Below are 18,352 nucleotides of genomic sequence, written 5' to 3' on the forward strand. Positions count from 1 at the left end.
ATCGACCATCGGGCCGATCGCCCTGGCGGCGGCATACGGGGACTCGAACTCATCGAGACGCTCAAGGGCCAGGCGCACGGCCTTCTCACGAACCTCGGGCGGGTAACGCTTCGACATGATGACGACCGTCTTCCTCAAGAACGGAAGCGGTCTCAAATCCGTGACGGTTCACCGGCGACCCGACCGACGCCGTGGACGTTCTCGTGGAGCTGTCACAACCTCTCGCGCAGGGCAACGGCCTACCGGTCCGCACCGTCGCCCTGCGCTACCTGCTCGACATCGGCGTGATCGACGATCGCATCCGTTCGACAGCCCAAGCCATCATCGACAACCCGCAGCGGATCGCCTCCTCCGGAGGATGGCGCACCTTCACCGACGACGAGCAAGTCAGAGCCGCCGCGTTCGCGATACTGCGCTAACCACCCGACCGAATACGAACAAACAAGTCGTCATCCTCGATCTCGCGACCGCAAAGATCGACCAAGTGGCCAAGTGGCCCAACGTCCGCTCATGCCGCCGAGCGGGCGGTCCCATGGCGCGGCGCGTCGTGAGGTGGGCTGCCCATGTCGCCGCGCCGCTACGGTTGTCGGGTGGGCGAGCGGCGGACCGAGAACGAGGCCACCAACGTGATCGGAGCAGTGGTAGAGGCCGGTGACGTTCACGGAGATGTCCGGGTCAGGGTGTCGCAGCCGTGGCGACCGGCGGTGCAGACCCCTCGCCAGTTGCCAGCGGATGTCGTGGGTTTCTCTGGGCGTGAAGCCGAGATCGAAGTGCTGGACAGCCTGCTGGAGAATGCGCAGGACACCGGCCCTGTGGTTATCTCGGCGGTGTCCGGGATGCCAGGGGCGGGAAGACAGCGCTGGCCGTGCATTGGGCGCATCGCGTACGCCACCGATTCCCGGACGGTGACCTTTACCTTGACCTGCAGGGTTACGACCTAGGACAACCGGTCTCCGCCGAGGACGCGTTGGCTTCGCTACTGCGAACGGTCGTGGAAGGTGACGAGCCGCTGCCTCCCAGTCTGTCTGAGCGGGCGGCTCGGTTTCGCACCGCGCTGGCGAACCGCCGGATGCTGATCTCGCGGAACAACCTGGCCAGCGCCTACGAGTCGGCGGGTGATCTGGGCCGGGCGATCCCGCTGTACGAGGCAACCCTCACCGACTGCGAGCGGGTGCTGTGAGGTTCACCCCGAACGGTGGACAGGGGCTTAAGAGCTCCTAACAAAATGATCAAGGTGATGGCATCGGTCCGCTCCGATGTGGATCATGTTTGACCGTGAGGAGGGGTGAGCTACCGCCGTGGATCGTCTCGGACGATCTGTGGGAGCGGATCGAGCCATTGCTGCCGGTGGTGCCGCGCAGGCCGCGGAACCCAGGACGTCGGCGGCTGCCCGATCGGCAGGTGCTGTGCGGGATCTTGTTCGTGCTGCACACCGGGATCCAGTGGGAGTTCCTGCCGCAGGAGCTGGGCTTCGGCTCGGGGATGACCTGCTGGCGCCGGCTCGAGGAATGGAACCGCGCTGGGGTGTGGACACGGCTGCACGCGGTGCTGCTGGCCGAGTTGCACGCGGCCGACAGGCTCGACTGGGACCGCTGCGTGATCGACTCCTCGCATGTCCGCGCCGCCCGGCGTGGCCCAAAAGCGGTCCGAGCCCGGTCGACCGCGCCCGACCGGGCTCCAAGCACCACTTCCTGACCGAGGGCGGCGGAATCCCGCTGGCGGCCACGCTCACCGGCGGCAACCGGCACGACGTCACGCAACTCGAGCCGCTGCTCGACGCCGTACCGGACGTACGTGGCCGGCGCGGCCGGCCTCGCCGCCGCCCCGGCGCCGTCTACGGAGATCGCGCCTACGACCACGACAAGTACCGCCGACGCCTGCGCGCCAAGGGAATCGCCACCCAGATCGCCCGCCGTGGAGAACCCCATGGCTCCGGCCTCGGCAAGGTCCGCTGGGTCGTCGAACGCACTATCGCCTGGTACCACGGCATGAAACGGCTACGCATCCGCTGGGAACGCCGCGACGACATCCACGAAGCCTTCCTCGGCCTCGCCACCTGCATCATCTGCTACCGCCACGTCCAGCGATTCTGTTAGGACCTTTAAGAAGTTCAGGCAGCTGCTCGGAGTGACTTCTCGTAGTCGCGGGGACTGCGCATGCCGAGCTTGGAGTGCCGCCGCGTACTGTTGTAGAAACGGATCCAATTGTCAATCGCGGCAACAAGTTCCGTCTTCGTGCCGTAGACGTGCCGGTAGAACTCCTCGTGCTTGAACGTCGACCAGAACGACTCGGCGGGGCTGTTGTCCCAGCAGATCCCGGCCGCGCCCATCGACCGGCGCAGGCCGTGCCGGAAACACGCCTGCGTGGTCAGATTCGCCGTGTACTCGCCGCCGCGGTCGGAATGCAGGACCGTGCCACGACAGTCACCGCCGCGGGCGGTCACCGCGGCCTCGATCGCGGTGGTGACCATCTCGGCATTGATGTGGTCGGCGACGCTGTAGCCGAGAACCGTGCGGGAGTGTCCGTCCCGGATCGCGCACAGGAACACTCGCCCTCACCACAAGACAAATACGTGATGCCGGTCAGCCACACGGCGTCCGGCTGGCCTTGGTCGAACCGGCGGTCGACCAGATCCGGCGGGAACGACGCGGACGGGTCGGTCACGGTTGTTCTGACTTTGAACGTGCGCGGGCTGATGCCTTCGATCCCGATGTCGGCCATGACTTTGGCGACGGTCTTGGCGCTGACCACCTCGCCCTGATCCCGCAACTCGGCGGTGATCCGCGGCGACCCGTAGGTGCCGCGGGAGAGTCCTTGTGCGCCTGGGTGATCTTCACCTCCAGGTCCGCGCGGCGCTGCTGACGAGGTGTCAACGCCGTTGCGGCACACCGTTTCACATGTGCGTAGTAGCCGGAGGTGGACACCTTCAGCAGTCGCGCCATGCGCCGGACCGCGAAGCGTTCGCACTCGGTCACGCCGGCGATGTCGTCGGGGCCGGCGTACTTGGCCATCAGAGCGAACCGGGCCGGTTCTTCTGCATCGCGGCAAAGTACGCCGAGGCTTTTACCAGGAACGCGTTGTCCTTCTCCAGCTCGGCCACCTGTTTGCGCAACCGCAGCAGCTCGGCCCGCTCCGCCACCTCCAGCGGGCTCTCCCCGTGGGCCTCGGCCGCGGCGACCCGGCGCCGCTCGTCCTTGACCCAGACGCTCAACATTCCCGCGTCGATCCCCAGCTCGCGGGCAACCTCGCTGATCGTCCGACCGGAATCGATCACACGATGCGCAGCCTCGACCTTGTACTCCGCCGTGTACGACCGGCGCTTACGAGGAGGCATACGGACATCCTTCCAGCAAGACCCGTGGTCCTGCTAACTCGGTGTCCACTGCCCGGGGTGAACCTCATTCAGCGGATCGCGTCCGACGCCGCGCGACCGGTAGTCGCTGACCGTGGCCGGGCTGATCGCAGGCGCCGTAGTCGGAGCCTCAGATCGAGCCACGCTAGCGGCGGCGCGAACCGCTCTACCTGTGAAGAACACATTTAGTTTGCCCTTCTCCCTAAAACGAGCGTCCATATGCACTGCGTCGATCAGGCGTAGTCATAAAACTCTGTGGAGGGCAAACTGTGGCTTGGGTAGAGAAACACGGATGCGATTGGCGCGTCCGCTACCGGCTTGACGATGGAACCATGTTCTCGGAAAAGGGGTTCGAGACCGAAGCGGCGGCCAACAATCGTGCGGCCGACGTGGAGTCCGACCAGCGGCGCCAGCAGTTCGCTGATCCCCGGCTGGCGAAGACCAGAATCGACGAGTGGATTCGGGAGTGGTCGGATGCACACGGGGGCACCGCGATGACGTGGTCGACCTACAGCTCGCACATCCGCAACCACATCCTGCCCCGCTGGTCCGGCATGGCGATCGGTGACATCGCGCGGATCAAGGTGAAGGGCTGGGTGAACAACACGCTCCGCAAGAACCTCGCGGACAAGAGCGCGAAGGACATCCTCGTGCTCTTCTCGCAGATCCTTGCTGAAGCTGTTGACGAGCAGCTGATCGGCTCGAACCCGTGCCGGAAGTTGAGGATCAACTTCGAGGACGCGCCCGAACGCCCACATGCCAGCACCGACGAGGTGGATGCGTTGGCGGGCAGGATACGGCCCGATGACGGGCTGTTGACCGTCACCGCCGCCTACACGGGCATGCGGTGGGGTGAGCTGGCCGGACTGCAGTGGATCAGGACCTACCTGGACGGGAACCCGAGGCTCGTGGTGGACCCGAAGTTCGGTGCGCTGCACGAAGTTCGTGGGCAGAAGCTGGTGCTCGGTCCGCCGAAGACTCCGGCCAGCGCCCGCGAGGTGCACCTGCCGCCGTTTCTCGTCGAGGAGTTGCTCGCGCACCGCAAGCGCAACCCTGACTCGAGGTTCGTATTCCCTGGGGTCAGAGGTGCGTTGCGTCGGCGGTCCAACTTCAGGCAGCGCGTGTGGTTGCCCGCGCTGGCCGGCAGCGAGGCACTCGGGTGGGCTCCGCTCAATCAGGAGATGCACTTCCACGATCTACGGCACACCCACGAGACTTGGCTCGTCGAGGACGGTGTGCCGCGCGTGCTGCGGCTCGAACGGCTGGGGCACAAGCGCAAGGACGTCGACGACGACTACTCGCACGTGACCGACGTCATGATCAGCAGGATGCTGGAGCAGCTGCAGCGCCGCTGGGAGGAGGACGGTGGCTGGTCCTGGATCATGGAAGGACTCGACGAAGCGGTGTGAACGTTTAGGTATCGCAAATGTGTTCAGGAGCCCGTGCTCCCAATTTGCTCCCAATGCAACGCAAACGGCCCGCCGATGGAATCATCGACAGGCCGTCTGACTAGGTAAAACACACTGTGGGCGATACTGGGATCGAACCAGTGACCTCTTCGGTGTGAACTATGGCAACAAGACTGCGCTGACCTGCGAAAACGAGACGTCTGCAGGTTGGCGAGGGCCGGTTAAGGTCCATTGAGGACCGTTTCAGCGCGCTCAACGCGTGGAGTTGCTTCCAATCTGCTCCCACTCCGTGCTCCCAAGACTCATCGGCTCTGTCTCGTCTGAGGCCGGAGTGCACGGTCGGCGGCATGAGCTGACGGGGACGTGTGGCGGTCCACCCGCTGATCGGGCCATAGCCACGTGCTGGATGTCGTGCAGCGGTGCGCGCGCTTTGACCGGTGAGGTCGTTGTGGACGGTGGTGTGCCGACGCAACCTGATCAAGGGGCTTGGCCATCTGTGGGAGGGGGATCTCGCACCTCGTGTCGAATCCGGCGCCGCGCGATCGACGTACGGGCAAGAGCGGCGGACGGTCAACGGATCGGATTTGTCCAGTGGCCCAGACGCCACACCGGCGGCACCGCCACCGACCAGCCAGAGGAAGGAAATCGAAGATCGGTAGGACACCACTGCGGTTGTACATGTCCATGTCGGTCGACGGGTACATCGCCGGACCGGACGACCGGCCGGGCCAGGAACTCGGCCGCAACGGAGGGCGGCTGTTCAATTGGCTCGACGACCGGATGTCCGAGGGCATCAACGGGCAGGTGTACGCCGAGGCCCTGGCAACCGGTGCCGTGATATCCGGACGCCGCACGTTCGAGCTGGCTGGTCGTTGGCAAGGCGACCACCACGACGGAGTGCCGATCCACGTGCTCACACACCACGTCGACCCGGCCGACGAGCCTCCGGGTAGCGCGAAGTACTACACCGACGTCAACGCGTGTGCCGCTGAGGCCCGAGAAGCAGCGGGAGATCGAGTCGTGCTGGTCCACGGCGCGAGTGCGGCGCAGGCGTTGCTGGCAGCCGGCCAGCTCGACGAACTCGAACTGCACGTTGTTCCCGTACTGCTGGGCGACGGACGGCGGCTGTTCGCGCCGACGGGACTCGACCACATCGAACTGGAGCTCGTCCGCCGGCTCGAAGGCCGCGACGCCACACATCTGCGTTACCGCGTAGTCCATCAAGACGGGAAACAGCCATGACCGTCGCATTGCTGGCACTCGATGCGCTCGACATCAGCGGTTTCGCGAAATGGCCGCACTGTTCGCGGGCGACCGACGCTTGCTGACGGCATGAGCGCGCGATCGCAACCGGCCGTCCGGCAACCGCAGCGGCTCAGACCCCAGCCGGTCGACCAGCTTGCGGTAGGCGACCTTCGGGGCCACCGGCATCGAACGCACTCCTGGGTGGTCTTGCGCCAGTCGAGGAACCGGTTCGCGGCCTGGTCGAACGCGACGGTCTGCCGCCTCGACCGCGCTGCCTTTGCCTGTCGGCGTGCTCAGCGTGCTGCCTGCGGCGCACACGATCCGGTCTTGTCGAGGTCAGGGCTTGCGACCCACAGCGCCTGCGATGCAGTAGGACACGGGAGGAAGTGGCGTGATGCGCGGACCGTCCGGCCACCAGTCCGCGCACAGCGACAGACCGGGATCGACCAGTTCGAGTCCGGCCATCATGCCCTCGATCTCGTCGCGGGTGCGGAAACGCCCGGTGCCCATCGGGCTGTGCAGGAACGTGTCCTCCATGCGACGGGCGAGATCGCTGTGCTCCTCGGTCTGCGGATCGAGGAAGTGGCTGAGCGCCACGTAGGAGCCGGAGGGCAGCGCGTCGATGTACTCGCGCATGATCTCCTGCGGGCTGATCTCACCGTCGTAGTGGTGCAGAGTCCCGAGCTGAAAAAACGCGATCGGCTCGGAAAAGTCGATGTGCTTGCGCACGACCGGGTCCTCAAGGATTTCCTTGGGGTGGAAGATGTTCGCAGCCGAGAAGTGCGTCTGGTCGTTCTCCTCAAGCAATGCCCGGCCGTGCGCGAGCACCACCGGGTCGTTGTCCACGTACACCACGCGCGCTTCCGGCTGAATCCGTTGCGCCACCTGGTGGGTGTTCTCCGCCGTGGGCAGACCCGATCCGCAGTCCAGGTACTGGGTGATGCCGGTCTGGCTCGCGATGAAGCGGGTGGCGCGGATCAGGAAGTTGCGGTTGTCGAACGCCAGGGTCTGTGCTTCCGGCGCGACCTGCTGAACCCGCCGCAGGACCTCACGGTCAATCTCGTAGTTGTCCTTGCCGTTGAGGAAGGCGTCGTAAACCCGGGCGATGCTCGCCTTGGTCGTATCGATGTAGACGGGCACATCGGTGTCGGGCATCACGAACCTCACAATCGTAGACATGGCAGGGCGTTCTGTGTATCAGATCACACCGCGGCGAGCGTCTGCCCATGGGTCGAATGCGTGAACGTGACCCCGGTGCACGTACAGTGATCAACCTTGCGCTGATGGATCTGCAGCAACCGCCTTTCGAGTGGATTGTTCTGTCAGTACTGGCGCGCGTGAGGTCAGAACGCTAAGGAGGAGCCCTGATGGCGACTGCTGACTCCAACTCCTCGGCGAACGTCCGGCCTGGTGGTCCGACGGCGCTGCGGATCGTGCTCGGCGCTCAATTGCGCAGGCTGCGCGAGACCGCGGACATCTCGCGCAGTGAAGCGGGCTTCGCCATCCGCGGGTCCGAGTCGAAGATCAGCAGGCTGGAGCTCGGCCGCGTCGGTCTGAAGGATCGCGACGTCGCCGACCTGCTCACCATGTACGGGGTGACCGACCAGGCGGATCGGGACATGTTCCTTGAGATGGTCGCCCGCTCGAACCAGCCGGGCTGGTGGCATCGCTACACCGACCTGATGCCGGACTGGTTCCACGACTACGTCGGTCTGGAAGAAGCCGCGTCGAGAATTCTCACGTACGAGCTGCAGTTCGTGCCCGGTTTGTTGCAGACCGAGGACTACGCCAGGGCGATCGCGAGCCACGGCCGCCCTGAACTCGCGGACAAAGCGGTCGAACAGCGCGTTGCCCTGCGCATGCACAGGCAGAAGATCCTGGCTCGGCCGGGCGCGCCTCGCCTGTGGGCGGTGATCGACGAGTCGGTGCTGTACCGGCCGATCGGCGGCGTGGCGGTGTTGCGAGGTCAGCTTGAGCACCTGCTCGCCGTCACCAAGCAGAGGCACATCACCCTGCAGGTTCTGCCGTACGCCCTGAGCGGCTACGCGGCCGAGAGCTCGTTCGCCATGCTGCGGTTCGAGGAGCCGGAACTGCCGGACATCGTTTACATCGAGCACGGCGGCGGCGCCCTGTATCTCGACCGGAGCAAGGAGCTTGAGCTGTACGGCCGAATGTTCGACCGGCTGACCATCGATGCCCACACACCGGACCGCACGCGCCAGGTGCTGACCAAGCGTCTCGCTGAGCTGTAGCTTCGCTGCCCACTGATCGCGTGCATCTGCACGTGCATTTACCCGTGCGAGTGCATCTGCTACTGTGCGTGCACAGTCAAATGCACGTGCAGATGCACCGACCTCGGGAGGTGGTGGGCTATGGGAGATGCGATCCACAACGGGATGCCAGCTGTCCTTCTGACTGAGGCTGCGTGGCGGAAAAGCAGGCACAGCGGCGCGACCGGCAACTGCATGGAGCTCGCCCGGCTCGACGGCGGCCACATCGCCGTGCGGAACTCCCGCTTCCCGGAAGATCCCGCGCTGGTGCTCACTCGCGCCGAGGTCGCGGCCTTCCTGGCGGGTGCGAAGGAAGGCGAGTTCGATGACTTCGTCGCATGACGCCATAGCGAGCACCACGGTCCGGCTCAATGCGCTGATCCTGCGTGGCTTCAAGTTTCTCTACCCGCGTAACCACAGAGGTGAGCTCGCCGCCGTGGTGGGTGTCCGCGCTCATGGCAACGTCATCGACATCGTCCGCCTGCATGACGAGAACAACGCGATCGCGACGCGGATGTTTGCGGACGAGATCAACGCCCTGGTACCGAGGCGGTACTCGTGGCAGCGCACCGGCCCCGCCTGCCGCGTGATCGAGGAACTGCTGGAACTGCCCGACGACCGCATCGCCTGACTCCCGAACCGCCGTCAGGTGTTCAGCGACGGGAGACCAGATACCCAGCAGCATTGCGGGCAGCACCAGGACGACACCCACTACCGGCTTGGTCGCGTTGGCGAGCGGGTCTGCTGCACGAGTAGGCGACAGTGGTGACCTGCCCCACCGGAAGGGTTCCAGTGGTCGTGGCTAACTAGCAGCGGTGATGGTCTCGCGGTCAGAGTGACCTGTCCTACTGGATGGGTTCCAGAGTTGGTGGCTAACTGGCGGCCTGTTCGAGAGGCTGTGCACTGTGCCCCGTCCGTACCCCCGCTGAGTTCCGAGCGCGCGCCGTCGCGTTGGTCCGAGCTGGCAAAGAGCAGAAGCAGACCGCGGTGGACCTGGGTATCCATCCGGTGACGTTGTCGAAGTGGGTCAAGCAGGACCGGATTGATCGCGGCGAGATTCCTGGCACTCCGAGCAGCGAGTCCGTCGAGCTGCGCGCCGCTCCGCCCGAACGCCCACACGCCAGCACCGACGAGGTGGACGCGATCGCGGGCCGGATGCGGCCAGACGACGGGCTGCTGACGATCACCGCCGCCTACACGGGCATGCGGTGGGGTGAGTTGGCCGGGTTGCAGTGGGTCAGGACCTACCTGGACGACAATCCGCGCATCGCGGTCGACCCGGAGTTCGGTGCGCTGCACGAGGTTCGCGGGCAGAAGCTGGTGCTCGGTCCGCCGAAGACTCCCGCCAGCGCCCGCGGCATCCACCTGCCGCCCTTTCTTGTGCAGGAGTTGCTCGCGCACCGCGAGCGCAACCCTGACTGCCGATTCGTGTTCCCCGGTGCGCGGGGTGCGTTGCGGCGGCGGTCCAACTTCCGCCAACGCGTCTGGGTGCCGGCTCTCGCGGGCAACGAGGCGCTCGGCTGGGCTCCGCTCAAGGTGGGCATGCACTTTCATGATCTACGCCACACGCACGAGACCTGGCTCATCGAGGACGGTGTGCCGCGCGTGCTGCGGTTCGAGCGGTTGGGGCACAAGCGCAGGGATGTCCACGACAACTACTCGCACGTGACCGAGGCCATGATCGGCAGGATGCTGGAGCAACTGCAGCGCCGCTGGGAATTGGACGGCGGCTGGAGCTGGATCATGGAAGGCATGCCGGAAGCGGTGTGAGCGCTTAGGTATCGCGAATGTGTTCTCCGAGCCGTGCTCCCAAATTGCTCCCACGACAACGCAAACGGCCCGCCGATGAAATCATCGACAGGCCGTCTGACTAGGTAAAACACACTGTGGGCGATACTGGGATCGAACCAGTGACCTCTTCGGTGTGAACGAAGCGCTCTCCCGCTGAGCTAAACGCCCGTGTTCTGTTGTGTTGCTGTCCCGCTCTCGCGGTGTGGCCATAGCCTACAACATCATCAACGAGAACCAAAAATCGGGCTCTGCAACCAGCTCCACTCCAGGCCGAACCAGCCGCCGACCAGCGCGAACACGTTGAGGAAGTAGCAGGTGACGAGCACGATGGCGCAGACGCCGGCCATCACGAGGCCGCGGACCCAGGACGGCTGGCGCTTGAGCCACTCGACCCAGCGGTCGTAGTAGCGCTTGGCGAACTTGAGGACGCGGCCCGCCCACTCGAACTCCGTCGAGAGGATGGCCAGGCCCGCGAAGACCACCAGCCATCCCGGGCCGGGGTACGGGATCATGATGACGCCCGCGACCAGCACCAGGCCGCCGATCACGCCCACGCCGATGCGGTAGGCGAGGTTCAGCGCCGGGTTGCGGCGGAACCAGTGGCGCCAGCCCTTGTGCTCGTCGGGCTTCACGTCGGGCTTCGTCATGTGCCGATCATCCTGTTGGGGCTCAGGCGGGTGCAACCTGGCCTCCCGCCAGCACCTGCGAGGGTTCCGCAGGGGGTTGGCGGCCGGGTTCGAGCGACACCGCGAACGTCGTGTGTTTGTGTGCGTCGGCCGACCAGCTCAGCAGCTGTGGATCGGTCGAGCCCGCGCGCACGTCGAACACCGCCAACGGTACCGGCGCTTTCGTGCTCGCACCCCAAACCACGTAAACGTGACCTGAGTCGTTCGGTTTGAGGTTCAGCGGTATCACGGCGCCCGAGGTCGGGTTCGACAGGACGATCGCAGCCTCGTCCTCGGAGTTCGTGCGCAGGATCGCCCTGTTCGTGGCCGGGTCGGCGGCCAGGGACAGCGCCTTGCTCAGCTCGTTCGTGCGGGCCTGGGAAGCCGCTACCTCGCCCGACAGTTCGTTGACGCGGACGCCCAGGTAGCCGCCGCCGGCCAGAACGGCCAGAGCTGCTGTCGCGGCCAGCACCGCGCGGCCGGTGCCGCGGCGGTGTTGCGGGCGCAGAGGGGTTGGGGCCGCGTGGCGCGGGCGGTGTGGGGCGGGCACTTCCTGCGGGACGTGCTCGATCTGTTCCATCAGCCTCGCGCGCAGGCGGGGCGGTGGCTGCTCCTGGCGGACCGAGCCGCCGATGCCCGCCATAACCTCCTGCGTCGACCTCACCGTGCGCTGGCAGGCGGGGCAGGTCGGCAGGTGGTCGCGGACCACTGATTCTTCGTCCGGCTCCAAGGAGTGCATCGCCCAGCCGGCGGCGAGCTCCTCGTGAGGGCACAACTCGCCGTTCACCGGTTCGCTCCTGTCGTCTCGCCGGTCTCGCCGGCCCACAAGTTCCCCAACGTGCCTCTCAGGCGTCTGATCGCCGCGAACGTGCGCGATTTCACAGTGCCCAGCGGGACGCCTGTCAGCTTCGCGACTTCGCACTGGGTGTAGCCGCCGAGATAGGCCAGCGCGATGACTTGGCGCTGCTCTTCCGGCAACGTCCGCAGTGCCTCCCTGACCTCGGCGCTCACCACGCTCACCAACGCTTCGTGGTCGGAGCCCTGCGCCGGTGGTGAGACGTCGTCGGTGAGGGGAACAGTCCGGCGACGCTGTGTGTTCTCCTTACGGACGGCGTCCACCGCGCGGTGGTGCACCAAAGTCATCAGCCAGGTGCCGAAACTTCCGCGCGTGGGGTCGAACCTGGTGGGATGCCGCCAGAGCCCGAGGAAGGCCTCCTGGACGACGTCCTCGGCCAGTTCGGGGTCTACGCAGATGCGTTTGGCCAGCGAATATGCTGGTGTGCCGTACCTGTCGTACAGCGCACCGAACGCTGACCGATCGCCCTGTGCGAGCCTTTGTACAAGCTCGAAATCGGTCGGCCGGCCGTCGCGTGACGCGGCGGATGGGCCGGGCGAGTCAGCCACCAGAGATGTCCTCACGTCCAACATTCGCGCAACAGCCGGTACCGGGTTCAGGTTAGACCCAGCAAGATGGGGGTCGCTGAACGCGGGCTAACGAGCGAGGAGGCACGGAGCGCGTGCAAACGGTCGCTGTGCGCAGTGAAGCTGACCCGATGGGGTGATCTGCGTCCGAATCGCGAGCGTTCCTCGCCACATGCACGTCACAACTAAGGTGCTCGGTCGTTTCATTGACCGGGAAGGGAGAAGAGGGTAACGACGATGCGCAACGACCACGTGACGCTCCGCTCGACAGCGGTCTTCGACCTGCTGGCGCCGAGGACACCTGCGGTCCCGGTCCAGGTGGAGCTTCGATACGACACGAAGGACCCGTACGCGGTCGTGGCCGCGTTCCGCACCGGCCGTGCCGGTTGGGTCGAGTGGGTGTTCGCCCGCGATCTGCTCGCCGACGGCCTCATCGCCGACGCCGGTGACGGTGACGTCCGGATCCGCCCCGCCGCCGACGACCCCGAGGTCGTCGTGATCGAGCTGAGCTCTCCCTCCGGGCACGCCATGTTCGAGGCCTCCGCGCAGGAACTCGCCGACTTCCTCGACCGGACCTACGACGTCGTCGTGCCGGGCAACGAGCACCTGTGGGTCAACGTCGACGAGGCGCTCACGCACCTCATCTCGAACGACCTGAGCTGAATCATCCGAGGTAGGGGGCCCGTGAAGGCGGTGCGGGTACCCCCGGTGAAACCCGCTTGAACCCCTCGTATAAGGTTTGTTTCAACATCACGAAGTCAGTGATGAACGCGGATGTAGCGCAGTTGGTAGCGCATCACCTTGCCAAGGTGAGGGTCGCGAGTTCGAGTCTCGTCATCCGCTCTGTGGTTCCTCAGTAGGAGTCTGCTGTGGAGTCATGATCCGGCGGAGTGGCCGAGTGGCTTAGGCAAGGGCCTGCAAAGCCCTGTACACGGGTTCGATTCCCGTCTCCGCCTCGGACGATTAGCTCAGCGGGAGAGCACTACCTTGACACGGTAGGGGTCACTGGTTCAATCCCAGTATCGTCCACTCTGGATCAAAGCCGGAAGCTCACGGGCTTCCGGCTTTTCCTGTCTTCAGGCCCGCATGATCTTGCAGGCTCCTGCGGTGCCGTGCGGTGTGGAGATCGCCAGGACACTCGGTGACGCCCGTGTGGACGATGTGAACCGCCCAAGATCAGCCGATTTGGAAGTTGCGGGGAGCGTCGGATAAAGTTCATCCCGCACCACGGGAAACCGGGGAGCAACGCGGATGTAGCGCAGTTGGTAGCGCATCACCTTGCCAAGGTGAGGGTCGCGAGTTCGAGTCTCGTCATCCGCTCGGACGATTAGCTCAGCGGGAGAGCACTACCTTGACACGGTAGGGGTCACTGGTTCAATCCCAGTATCGTCCACTCAGCGGAAAAGCCCTCGATCCTGATGGATCGGGGGCTTTTTGCTGTCACGCCCGGCGCGAATGCCTGGATCAATCACGGATTCCGCCAAACGATTCGGCGCGGTTCGTACCAGGACTCGACCGCCGGTTCGCCCGCCATGTTCCACGCCCACGCCTCGGTCGGCGTGATGCGGCAGTAGATCCCGGGGCCGACCAGTCCGACGCGTTCCACCGGGTCGTCGGCTACGCCGTAGACGCGGATCGCGCGTGCGATGAACGGGTCGAACGACACCAGGTCGTCGATCACCAGCGACACCTTGCGGCGGCCCGCTGTGATGTTGCGGAACTTGCGGGTCTGCAGGACCTGGGTGCCGACGCCGCCGACCCAGAAGCTGGTGCCGTCGTACTCGAAGGACAGCGGGACGACGTCGGGCTGGTTGTCTTCGTTGAGGGTGGCCAGGCGGGCCAGGGGCTGGGAGCGCAGGTAGGTGGTCTCTTCGTCGGTGAACATGCCCTTTATACGAACACGAAGGCGTTGCTTCGACAGGGCGTCCTATGCGGCGGGCGGAGGTCCGGCGGGCCAGCCAAGGTACGGCTGCTGCTGGGCCTTGCGGCGGCGCGAGCGGCGCATCAGCACCACGATGAGGATGATCAGGCCGATGATGAACAGCAGGAACACCACCGCGCCGACGATCAGCCACGTGAAGAGGGACTTCATCACGTCGGTGTCGTCGTCGGGCTTCACGGTGACCTGGCGTTCGCCGAACGCTTCGCGCAGCTCGGCCTCGGAGTAGACCTTCTGGGTGCCGTTGAGGGTGATCGACAGCTGGTCGACGTGCTCCGGATAGGTGTCCCAGACGATCTCCGCCACCTGGTCCGGGTCCGAGCCGGACGCGGTGATCTCCAGCAGGTCGGTGCCGTTGTCGGAGCGGTGGTACAGCGAGACGTTCTGGTAGCCGGCGTCCTGGACGCGGGTCTGCAGCGCCGCCAGGTCGGCGATCGCGGCGCAGCCCACGAGCGTGGCGCACAGCAGGACGAGCAGGGCGAGACGTCTCATGTCTCAGGAGGTTAGGGCCGAGCGACGTCCTACGCCTGGGAAACGGTGTGAGTCACGGCGTGCAGCGCCCACGGCACCAACGGGTCAGGGTGGTCAGCCGATCGCGCAGCCTGGTGTCCGGGACGAGCACGCGGGGCCCGCCGCGACGTCGGGCTGGCGGTCCAGGTACGTCTGGTGCAGGGTGTGTTGCTGAGGCGTTCGTAGTCCTCGCGCCAGTGCCAGCCGACGCCGGTGGGATCGGCCACCAGGTTGTCGCGCCGCATCTCCACCACGCCGAACGAGGGGTCCACCGCGCCGAGAACGTCCTTCAGCGAGACAGAGGAGGAGACCGGCCAGAAGAACTCGTCGGCGTCCGCGTTGATCACGAGGCAGTCTTGGACTCATGAGGCCACTCGTTCTGCTGGACGTCGACGGTCCGCTCAACCCGTGGGCGGCGAAGCACAAGCCGCCGAACTACCGGCCGTTCGACATCAAGGTCGGCTGGTGGCGCAAGCTGCGGATCTGGCTCGACCCCGGGCACGGTGACCAGTTGAGACGGCTGGCCGACGACACCGGGGCCGAGCTCGCGTGGGCCACGAGCTGGCTGCACCGGGCGAACACCGAGATCGGGCCGCGGCTGGGGCTGCCCGCGCTCAAGGTCGTCGAGTTCCACGACGAGCGCGGCTGGAAGTACCCCGCGGTGGCCCGGTACGCCTACGAGCGGCCGCTGGTCTGGTTCGACGACGACTTCGCGCTGCACGCCGCGCGGAGGGACGAGTTCGTCCACAAGCGACGGCATCTGACGACGGCGCTGGTCCATGTGGACCCCGGTACCGGGATCACGGCAGAACACCTGAGTGAAGCTCGTGAAGCATTCAGTGGCAACCCCTAGGGCACTGAGAATTCACCGTTGGAGTCGAGAAGGTCTCAACCGGCGCGGCTGGCTTGACAACGAAAGCGATCCGCGCGAATCCTCCGCCTGTGCTGAAGCGAGGGAACGTCACCACGAAACTCATCGGTGTCGGCGCGTTGGTGCTGGCGGTGGCCGCCTGCGGCGCCCCGCCCGCCAAGGAGACGCAGACCGGTGCTGCCGGGACCGCCAAGTCGGCGAGCGAGCTCGGTGGCATGGACAAGCTGGTCGAGGCCGCCAAGAAGGAGGGCAAGCTCAACGTCATCGCGCTGCCCCCGGACTGGGCGAACTACGGCGAGATCATCAAGGCGTTCGAGGCCAAGTACGGCATCAAGGTCGACTCCGCGCAGCCGGACGCCTCCAGTCAGGAGGAGATCAACGCCGCCAAGCAGCTCAAGGGCAACGACCGCGCGCCCGACGTGTTCGACCTCGGCCTGAACGTGGCGCTGGCCAACAAGGACCTGTTCGCGCCCTACAAGGTCAGCACCTGGGACGACATCCCCGCCGAGCTGAAGGACGCGGACGGCCTCTACTACGGCGACTACGGCGGCTTCATGTCGATCGGGTACGACGCCGCGAAGGTGCCGGCGCCGACGAGCGTGAAGGACCTGCTCAAGCCCGAGTACAAGGGCAAGGTCGCGCTCAACGGCAACCCGACGGAGGCCGGTGCCGCGTTCGCCGGTGTGGTCATGGCGAGCCTCGGCAACGGTGGTTCCGCCGACGACATCGCGCCGGGCGTCGAGTTCTTCAAGCAGCTCAAGCAGGCCGGCAACTTCCAGCCGGTCGACCCGTCGCCCGCGACGATCGAGTCCGGCCAGACGCCGGTCGTCATCGACTGGGACTACACCAACGCCGCCCAGACCGAGAAGCTCAAGGGCAAGCTCGACTGGAAGGTTGTCGTCCCGTCCGAGGCGCAGATCGGTGGCTACTACAACCAGGCCATCAACAAGGACGCGCCGCACCCCGCGGCCGCGCGCCTGTGGCAGGAGTTCCTCTACTCCGACGAGGGCCAGAACCTCTACCTGAAGGGCATGTCCCGCCCGGTTCGCCTGGAGAAGATGGGTGACAAGGCGGACAAGGCGGCGAAGGACAAGCTGCCGAAGACCGAGGGCAAGCAGGTGTTCCAGACGCAGGCCCAGGCCGACAAGGCCAAGGCCGTTCTGACGGCGACCTGGGCGCAGGCAGTCGGATGACCTCTGTCGCTCCCGTAGCGGCGGCTCCCGGCGGTCCCACCAAGAAGGGTGGGGCCGCCGGTCGGCCATCTGTGGCCGCCTGGTTCGTCGCGGTGCCGTTCCTCGCGTTCGTCGGCACCTTCCTCGTCTATCCCACGGTCCTCGTGCTCGTCGGTGCGTTCCAGGACAGCAACGGCGCGTTCACGCTCGACAACCTCACGACCCTGTTCAAGGGCGTCTACTTCGACGCTTTCGTGCGCAGCATCGAGCTTTCCGCCCTCACCGCGCTGATCGGCGCGGTCTTCGGCGCGCTGCTCACGTGGGCGATCGCGGTCGGCAACCCGGACGGGATGCTGCGCAGGACCGTCGTCGCGGCGAGCGGTGTGCTCGCCCAGTTCGGTGGTGTGCCGCTGGCGTTCGCGTTCCTCGCGACGGTCGGCTTCGAAGGCCTGGTCACGAAGTTCCTGCGCGACAACGCTGGCATCGACCTGTTCGCCGGCAGCGCGTGGCTGTTCGAGCTGCCCGGCCTGACGCTCGTCTACACGTTCTTCCAGATCCCGCTGATGGTCATCGTGTTCCTGCCCGCGCTGGACGGCCTGCGTCCACAGTGGCGTGAGGCGAACGCGAGCCTCGGCGGCACCAGCTGGACGTACTGGCGGCACGTCGGCGGCCCGATCCTCACGCCGCCGTTCCTCGGCGCGCTGCTCCTGTTGTTCGCCAACGCTTTCAGCGCCTACGCCACGGCCGCCGCGCTCGTCTCGCAGGGCAGCCCGATCGTGCCGCTGCAGATCCGCGGCTTCCTCACCGGTGAGGTCGTGCTCGGCCAGGAGAACCTGGGCAAGGCGCTCGGCCTCGGTATGGTGATCGTCGTCAGCATCGCGATGGGCGTGAACGTGCTGCTGCAGCGGAGGGTGGCCAAGTGGGTTCGCTAGTGAAGCAACGCGTGCTGCGCACGATCATCCTGCTGGTCCTCGGCGTCTACTTCATCCTGCCGCTGATCGCGATGGCGGAGTTCTCCACGCGGGGCAGGAACAACACGCGCAGCCTCGAGTCCTGGACGGCCATCGTCGACGACGAAGGCCTGATGGAGGCTCTCGTCAACTCGCTGCTGCTGTCCGTCACGAGTGCGGTGCTGATGCTCGTCCTGCTCGTGCCGACGATGGCGTGGATCCGGCTGCGGCTCCCGCAGCTGCAGCGGCTCGTGGAGTTCCTGTGCCTGCTGCCGCTCGCGATCCCCGCGATCGTGCTGGTGGTCGGCATGGCACCGCTCTACGCGTGGGTGAACTACTTCTTCGGCGACTCCGCGCTGACGCTGACCTTCGCCTACACGATCCTGGTGCTGCCGTTCGCCTACCGCGCGGTCGACGCCGGTCTCGCCGCGATCGACCTGAAGACGCTGGCGGAAGCCGCGCGCAGCCTCGGCGCGTCGTGGTTCACGGTGCTGTGGAAGGTCGTCGTGCCGAACATCCGCGTCGCGCTCATCGGTGCGTCGCTGCTGTCGGTGGCCTTGGTGCTCGGCGAGTTCACCATCGCGTCGCTGCTCAACTTCGACACGCTGCAGGTGCAGGTCAACCTGCTCGGCAAGCGCAACGCGGGCGTGTCCATCGCGGTGTCGCTGCTGTGCCTGATCTTCGCGTTCGTCCTCCTGTTCGCACTTTCTTATGTCGGCCAACGGCGCCGTCAGACCGTGGTCGAGGAGTAACAAC

At 65.9% G+C, this 18,352-nt stretch carries 25 protein-coding genes, 6 tRNA genes and 1 pseudogene; 21 read left to right on the top strand and 11 right to left on the bottom strand.

Translation table 11 applies throughout. From position 1 onward, the window contains the following. Nucleotides 1-191 precede the first annotated feature (191 nt). The 4 genes from ABFX45_RS25840 to ABFX45_RS25855 all read left to right on the top strand — a co-directional run bounded on the left by ABFX45_RS25840 (nucleotide 192) and on the right by ABFX45_RS25855 (nucleotide 2,096). A complete protein-coding gene (locus tag ABFX45_RS25840) occupies nucleotides 192-419 on the top strand; it encodes a hypothetical protein (RefSeq protein WP_346132492.1) in 228 nt (75 codons plus the stop codon). Nucleotides 420-590: 171 nt separating this feature from the next. Next, the gene (locus ABFX45_RS25845; RefSeq protein ID WP_346132494.1) at nucleotides 591-941 is read left to right on the top strand and encodes a hypothetical protein; all 351 of its coding nucleotides are present in this window, start codon (nucleotides 591-593) and stop codon (nucleotides 939-941) included. A gap of 128 nt (nucleotides 942-1,069) precedes the next feature. Next, nucleotides 1,070-1,180, top strand: coding sequence for a tetratricopeptide repeat protein (locus ABFX45_RS25850; protein WP_346132496.1), 111 nt, complete (start codon nucleotides 1,070-1,072; stop codon nucleotides 1,178-1,180). A gap of 122 nt (nucleotides 1,181-1,302) precedes the next feature. Continuing rightward, nucleotides 1,303-2,096, top strand: a protein-coding gene (locus ABFX45_RS25855) for an IS5 family transposase (protein ID WP_428834191.1) whose coding sequence is annotated in 2 segments (ribosomal slippage) — nucleotides 1,303-1,636 and nucleotides 1,636-2,096 — 795 coding nt in all. Because the reading frame shifts where the segments join, the coding sequence is not laid out codon by codon here. Nucleotides 2,097-2,110: 14 nt separating this feature from the next. Here ABFX45_RS25855 and ABFX45_RS25860 read toward each other — a convergent pair. From ABFX45_RS25860 to ABFX45_RS25865, 3 genes are read right to left on the bottom strand one after another with little or no spacing between them, the layout of a single operon-like run. Then, nucleotides 2,111-2,548: a DDE-type integrase/transposase/recombinase gene (locus ABFX45_RS25860; RefSeq protein ID WP_346132500.1), complete on the bottom strand. Its 438-nt coding sequence runs from the start codon at nucleotides 2,546-2,548 to the stop codon at nucleotides 2,111-2,113. After that, on the bottom strand, nucleotides 2,440-2,967 hold the full coding sequence (locus tag ABFX45_RS46555; RefSeq protein ID WP_428834187.1) for an IS3 family transposase: 528 nt from the start codon (nucleotides 2,965-2,967) through the stop codon (nucleotides 2,440-2,442). The genes ABFX45_RS25860 and ABFX45_RS46555 overlap by 109 nt, the downstream gene beginning before the upstream one ends. A gap of 43 nt (nucleotides 2,968-3,010) precedes the next feature. Beyond that, on the bottom strand, nucleotides 3,011-3,334 hold the full coding sequence (locus ABFX45_RS25865) for a transposase (protein WP_346132502.1): 324 nt from the start codon (nucleotides 3,332-3,334) through the stop codon (nucleotides 3,011-3,013). 350 nt (nucleotides 3,335-3,684) lie between these two features. Here ABFX45_RS25865 and ABFX45_RS25870 point away from each other — a divergent pair, with 350 nt between their 5' ends. Together ABFX45_RS25870 and ABFX45_RS25875 are read left to right on the top strand one after the other, a co-directional pair. Continuing rightward, complete coding sequence (locus ABFX45_RS25870; RefSeq protein WP_346132504.1) at nucleotides 3,685-4,761, top strand: tyrosine-type recombinase/integrase; 1,077 nt, start codon at nucleotides 3,685-3,687, stop codon at nucleotides 4,759-4,761. Between the two features lie 678 nt (nucleotides 4,762-5,439). After that, nucleotides 5,440-6,003: a dihydrofolate reductase family protein gene (locus ABFX45_RS25875; RefSeq protein WP_346132506.1), complete on the top strand. Its 564-nt coding sequence runs from the start codon at nucleotides 5,440-5,442 to the stop codon at nucleotides 6,001-6,003. Nucleotides 6,004-6,342: 339 nt separating this feature from the next. Here the strand turns inward: ABFX45_RS25875 and ABFX45_RS25880 are convergent, their stop codons facing one another. Continuing rightward, complete coding sequence (locus ABFX45_RS25880; protein WP_109637742.1) at nucleotides 6,343-7,185, bottom strand: SAM-dependent methyltransferase; 843 nt, start codon at nucleotides 7,183-7,185, stop codon at nucleotides 6,343-6,345. 188 nt (nucleotides 7,186-7,373) lie between these two features. Here ABFX45_RS25880 and ABFX45_RS25885 point away from each other — a divergent pair, with 188 nt between their 5' ends. The 5 genes and pseudogenes from ABFX45_RS25885 (at nucleotide 7,374) to ABFX45_RS25905 (ending at nucleotide 10,046) form a co-directional block, all read left to right on the top strand. Continuing rightward, nucleotides 7,374-8,258, top strand: coding sequence for a helix-turn-helix domain-containing protein (locus tag ABFX45_RS25885; protein WP_109637743.1), 885 nt, complete (start codon nucleotides 7,374-7,376; stop codon nucleotides 8,256-8,258). 120 nt (nucleotides 8,259-8,378) lie between these two features. Continuing rightward, nucleotides 8,379-8,618, top strand: a complete 240-nt coding sequence (locus ABFX45_RS25890; RefSeq protein WP_346132509.1) for a DUF397 domain-containing protein — start codon at nucleotides 8,379-8,381, stop codon at nucleotides 8,616-8,618. Further along, nucleotides 8,602-8,907 carry a hypothetical protein gene (locus tag ABFX45_RS25895; protein ID WP_109637745.1) on the top strand — a complete coding sequence of 102 codons (306 nt, stop codon included), beginning with the start codon at nucleotides 8,602-8,604 and terminating at the stop codon, nucleotides 8,905-8,907. The genes ABFX45_RS25890 and ABFX45_RS25895 overlap by 17 nt, the downstream gene beginning before the upstream one ends. A gap of 274 nt (nucleotides 8,908-9,181) precedes the next feature. Continuing rightward, a pseudogene (locus tag ABFX45_RS25900) lies at nucleotides 9,182-9,377 on the top strand (transposase); the annotation flags it as partial. A gap of 54 nt (nucleotides 9,378-9,431) precedes the next feature. Next, nucleotides 9,432-10,046, top strand: coding sequence for a tyrosine-type recombinase/integrase (locus ABFX45_RS25905; RefSeq protein ID WP_346132743.1), 615 nt, complete (start codon nucleotides 9,432-9,434; stop codon nucleotides 10,044-10,046). Between the two features lie 117 nt (nucleotides 10,047-10,163). Here ABFX45_RS25905 and ABFX45_RS25910 read toward each other — a convergent pair. The 4 genes from ABFX45_RS25910 to ABFX45_RS25925 form a co-directional block, all read right to left on the bottom strand. Beyond that, nucleotides 10,164-10,235: transfer RNA gene (locus ABFX45_RS25910), tRNA-Val, on the bottom strand. A 56-nt stretch (nucleotides 10,236-10,291) separates the two neighbouring features. Further along, entirely contained in the window at nucleotides 10,292-10,714 is a 423-nt protein-coding gene (locus ABFX45_RS25915; protein ID WP_109637748.1) for a TIGR02611 family protein, read from the bottom strand. A gap of 22 nt (nucleotides 10,715-10,736) precedes the next feature. Beyond that, nucleotides 10,737-11,519: an anti-sigma factor gene (locus tag ABFX45_RS25920; protein ID WP_346132512.1), complete on the bottom strand. Its 783-nt coding sequence runs from the start codon at nucleotides 11,517-11,519 to the stop codon at nucleotides 10,737-10,739. Then, on the bottom strand, nucleotides 11,516-12,136 hold the full coding sequence (locus ABFX45_RS25925; protein ID WP_346132514.1) for an RNA polymerase sigma factor: 621 nt from the start codon (nucleotides 12,134-12,136) through the stop codon (nucleotides 11,516-11,518). The genes ABFX45_RS25920 and ABFX45_RS25925 overlap by 4 nt, the downstream gene beginning before the upstream one ends. Nucleotides 12,137-12,391: 255 nt before the next feature. On the opposite strand from ABFX45_RS25925, the gene ABFX45_RS25930 reads away from it, so the two are divergent. From ABFX45_RS25930 to ABFX45_RS25955, 6 genes are all read left to right on the top strand, one after another. Beyond that, nucleotides 12,392-12,817: an SsgA family sporulation/cell division regulator gene (locus tag ABFX45_RS25930; protein ID WP_030466274.1), complete on the top strand. Its 426-nt coding sequence runs from the start codon at nucleotides 12,392-12,394 to the stop codon at nucleotides 12,815-12,817. A gap of 107 nt (nucleotides 12,818-12,924) precedes the next feature. Beyond that, nucleotides 12,925-12,997 (top strand) — tRNA-Gly (locus tag ABFX45_RS25935). Nucleotides 12,998-13,038: 41 nt separating this feature from the next. Continuing rightward, a tRNA-Cys gene (locus tag ABFX45_RS25940) sits at nucleotides 13,039-13,110 on the top strand. 1 nt (nucleotide 13,111) lies between these two features. Further along, nucleotides 13,112-13,183, top strand: a tRNA-Val gene (locus ABFX45_RS25945). 218 nt (nucleotides 13,184-13,401) lie between these two features. Continuing rightward, a tRNA-Gly gene (locus ABFX45_RS25950) sits at nucleotides 13,402-13,474 on the top strand. 1 nt (nucleotide 13,475) lies between these two features. Continuing rightward, nucleotides 13,476-13,547 (top strand) — tRNA-Val (locus ABFX45_RS25955). A gap of 75 nt (nucleotides 13,548-13,622) precedes the next feature. On the opposite strand, the gene ABFX45_RS25960 is transcribed toward ABFX45_RS25955, so the two are convergent. From ABFX45_RS25960 to ABFX45_RS25970, 3 genes are read right to left on the bottom strand one after another with little or no spacing between them, the layout of a single operon-like run. Then, nucleotides 13,623-14,039, bottom strand: coding sequence for a PPOX class F420-dependent oxidoreductase (locus ABFX45_RS25960; protein WP_346132516.1), 417 nt, complete (start codon nucleotides 14,037-14,039; stop codon nucleotides 13,623-13,625). Between the two features lie 42 nt (nucleotides 14,040-14,081). Further along, entirely contained in the window at nucleotides 14,082-14,585 is a 504-nt protein-coding gene (locus tag ABFX45_RS25965; protein WP_346132518.1) for a hypothetical protein, read from the bottom strand. Nucleotides 14,586-14,614: 29 nt separating this feature from the next. Next, on the bottom strand, nucleotides 14,615-14,950 hold the full coding sequence (locus tag ABFX45_RS25970) for a hypothetical protein (RefSeq protein ID WP_346132520.1): 336 nt from the start codon (nucleotides 14,948-14,950) through the stop codon (nucleotides 14,615-14,617). A 17-nt stretch (nucleotides 14,951-14,967) separates the two neighbouring features. On the opposite strand from ABFX45_RS25970, the gene ABFX45_RS25975 reads away from it, so the two are divergent. The 4 genes from ABFX45_RS25975 to ABFX45_RS25990 all read left to right on the top strand — a co-directional run bounded on the left by ABFX45_RS25975 (nucleotide 14,968) and on the right by ABFX45_RS25990 (nucleotide 18,348). After that, nucleotides 14,968-15,456: an HAD domain-containing protein gene (locus ABFX45_RS25975; RefSeq protein ID WP_112231506.1), complete on the top strand. Its 489-nt coding sequence runs from the start codon at nucleotides 14,968-14,970 to the stop codon at nucleotides 15,454-15,456. 89 nt (nucleotides 15,457-15,545) lie between these two features. Beyond that, nucleotides 15,546-16,667, top strand: a complete 1,122-nt coding sequence (locus ABFX45_RS25980; protein ID WP_233442518.1) for an ABC transporter substrate-binding protein — start codon at nucleotides 15,546-15,548, stop codon at nucleotides 16,665-16,667. Further along, nucleotides 16,664-17,578 (top strand): ABC transporter permease, encoded by a 915-nt coding sequence (locus ABFX45_RS25985; protein WP_346132523.1) that lies wholly within the window; start codon nucleotides 16,664-16,666, stop codon nucleotides 17,576-17,578. The genes ABFX45_RS25980 and ABFX45_RS25985 overlap by 4 nt, the downstream gene beginning before the upstream one ends. Further along, nucleotides 17,566-18,348, top strand: a complete 783-nt coding sequence (locus tag ABFX45_RS25990) for an ABC transporter permease (protein ID WP_233439611.1) — start codon at nucleotides 17,566-17,568, stop codon at nucleotides 18,346-18,348. The genes ABFX45_RS25985 and ABFX45_RS25990 overlap by 13 nt, the downstream gene beginning before the upstream one ends. Nucleotides 18,349-18,352: the final 4 nt, after the last annotated feature.

Source organism: Lentzea roselyniae, from assembly GCF_039537795.1.
Taxonomy (GTDB): domain Bacteria; phylum Actinomycetota; class Actinomycetes; order Mycobacteriales; family Pseudonocardiaceae; genus Lentzea; species Lentzea atacamensis.

Excerpts from the sequence above, each read along its gene's own strand:
- ABFX45_RS25975 (WP_112231506.1), top strand. The coding sequence starts at position 14,968 with ATGAGGCCACTCGTTCTGCTGGACGTCGACGGTCCGCTCAACCCGTGG.
- ABFX45_RS25885 (WP_109637743.1), top strand. The coding sequence starts at position 7,374 with ATGGCGACTGCTGACTCCAACTCCTCGGCGAACGTCCGGCCTGGTGGT.
- ABFX45_RS25890 (WP_346132509.1), top strand. The coding sequence starts at position 8,379 with ATGGGAGATGCGATCCACAACGGGATGCCAGCTGTCCTTCTGACTGAG.
- ABFX45_RS25930 (WP_030466274.1), top strand. The coding sequence starts at position 12,392 with ATGCGCAACGACCACGTGACGCTCCGCTCGACAGCGGTCTTCGACCTG.
- ABFX45_RS25880 (WP_109637742.1), bottom strand. The coding sequence starts at position 7,185 with ATGTCTACGATTGTGAGGTTCGTGATGCCCGACACCGATGTGCCCGTC.
- ABFX45_RS25960 (WP_346132516.1), bottom strand. The coding sequence starts at position 14,039 with ATGTTCACCGACGAAGAGACCACCTACCTGCGCTCCCAGCCCCTGGCC.
- ABFX45_RS25985 (WP_346132523.1), top strand. The coding sequence starts at position 16,664 with ATGACCTCTGTCGCTCCCGTAGCGGCGGCTCCCGGCGGTCCCACCAAG.
- ABFX45_RS25875 (WP_346132506.1), top strand. The coding sequence starts at position 5,440 with ATGTCCATGTCGGTCGACGGGTACATCGCCGGACCGGACGACCGGCCG.
- ABFX45_RS25965 (WP_346132518.1), bottom strand. The coding sequence starts at position 14,585 with ATGAGACGTCTCGCCCTGCTCGTCCTGCTGTGCGCCACGCTCGTGGGC.
- ABFX45_RS25895 (WP_109637745.1), top strand. The coding sequence starts at position 8,602 with ATGACTTCGTCGCATGACGCCATAGCGAGCACCACGGTCCGGCTCAAT.
- ABFX45_RS25915 (WP_109637748.1), bottom strand. The coding sequence starts at position 10,714 with ATGACGAAGCCCGACGTGAAGCCCGACGAGCACAAGGGCTGGCGCCAC.
- ABFX45_RS25850 (WP_346132496.1), top strand. The coding sequence starts at position 1,070 with ATGCTGATCTCGCGGAACAACCTGGCCAGCGCCTACGAGTCGGCGGGT.
- ABFX45_RS25865 (WP_346132502.1), bottom strand. The coding sequence starts at position 3,334 with ATGCCTCCTCGTAAGCGCCGGTCGTACACGGCGGAGTACAAGGTCGAG.
- ABFX45_RS25870 (WP_346132504.1), top strand. The coding sequence starts at position 3,685 with ATGTTCTCGGAAAAGGGGTTCGAGACCGAAGCGGCGGCCAACAATCGT.
- ABFX45_RS25905 (WP_346132743.1), top strand. The coding sequence starts at position 9,432 with ATGCGGCCAGACGACGGGCTGCTGACGATCACCGCCGCCTACACGGGC.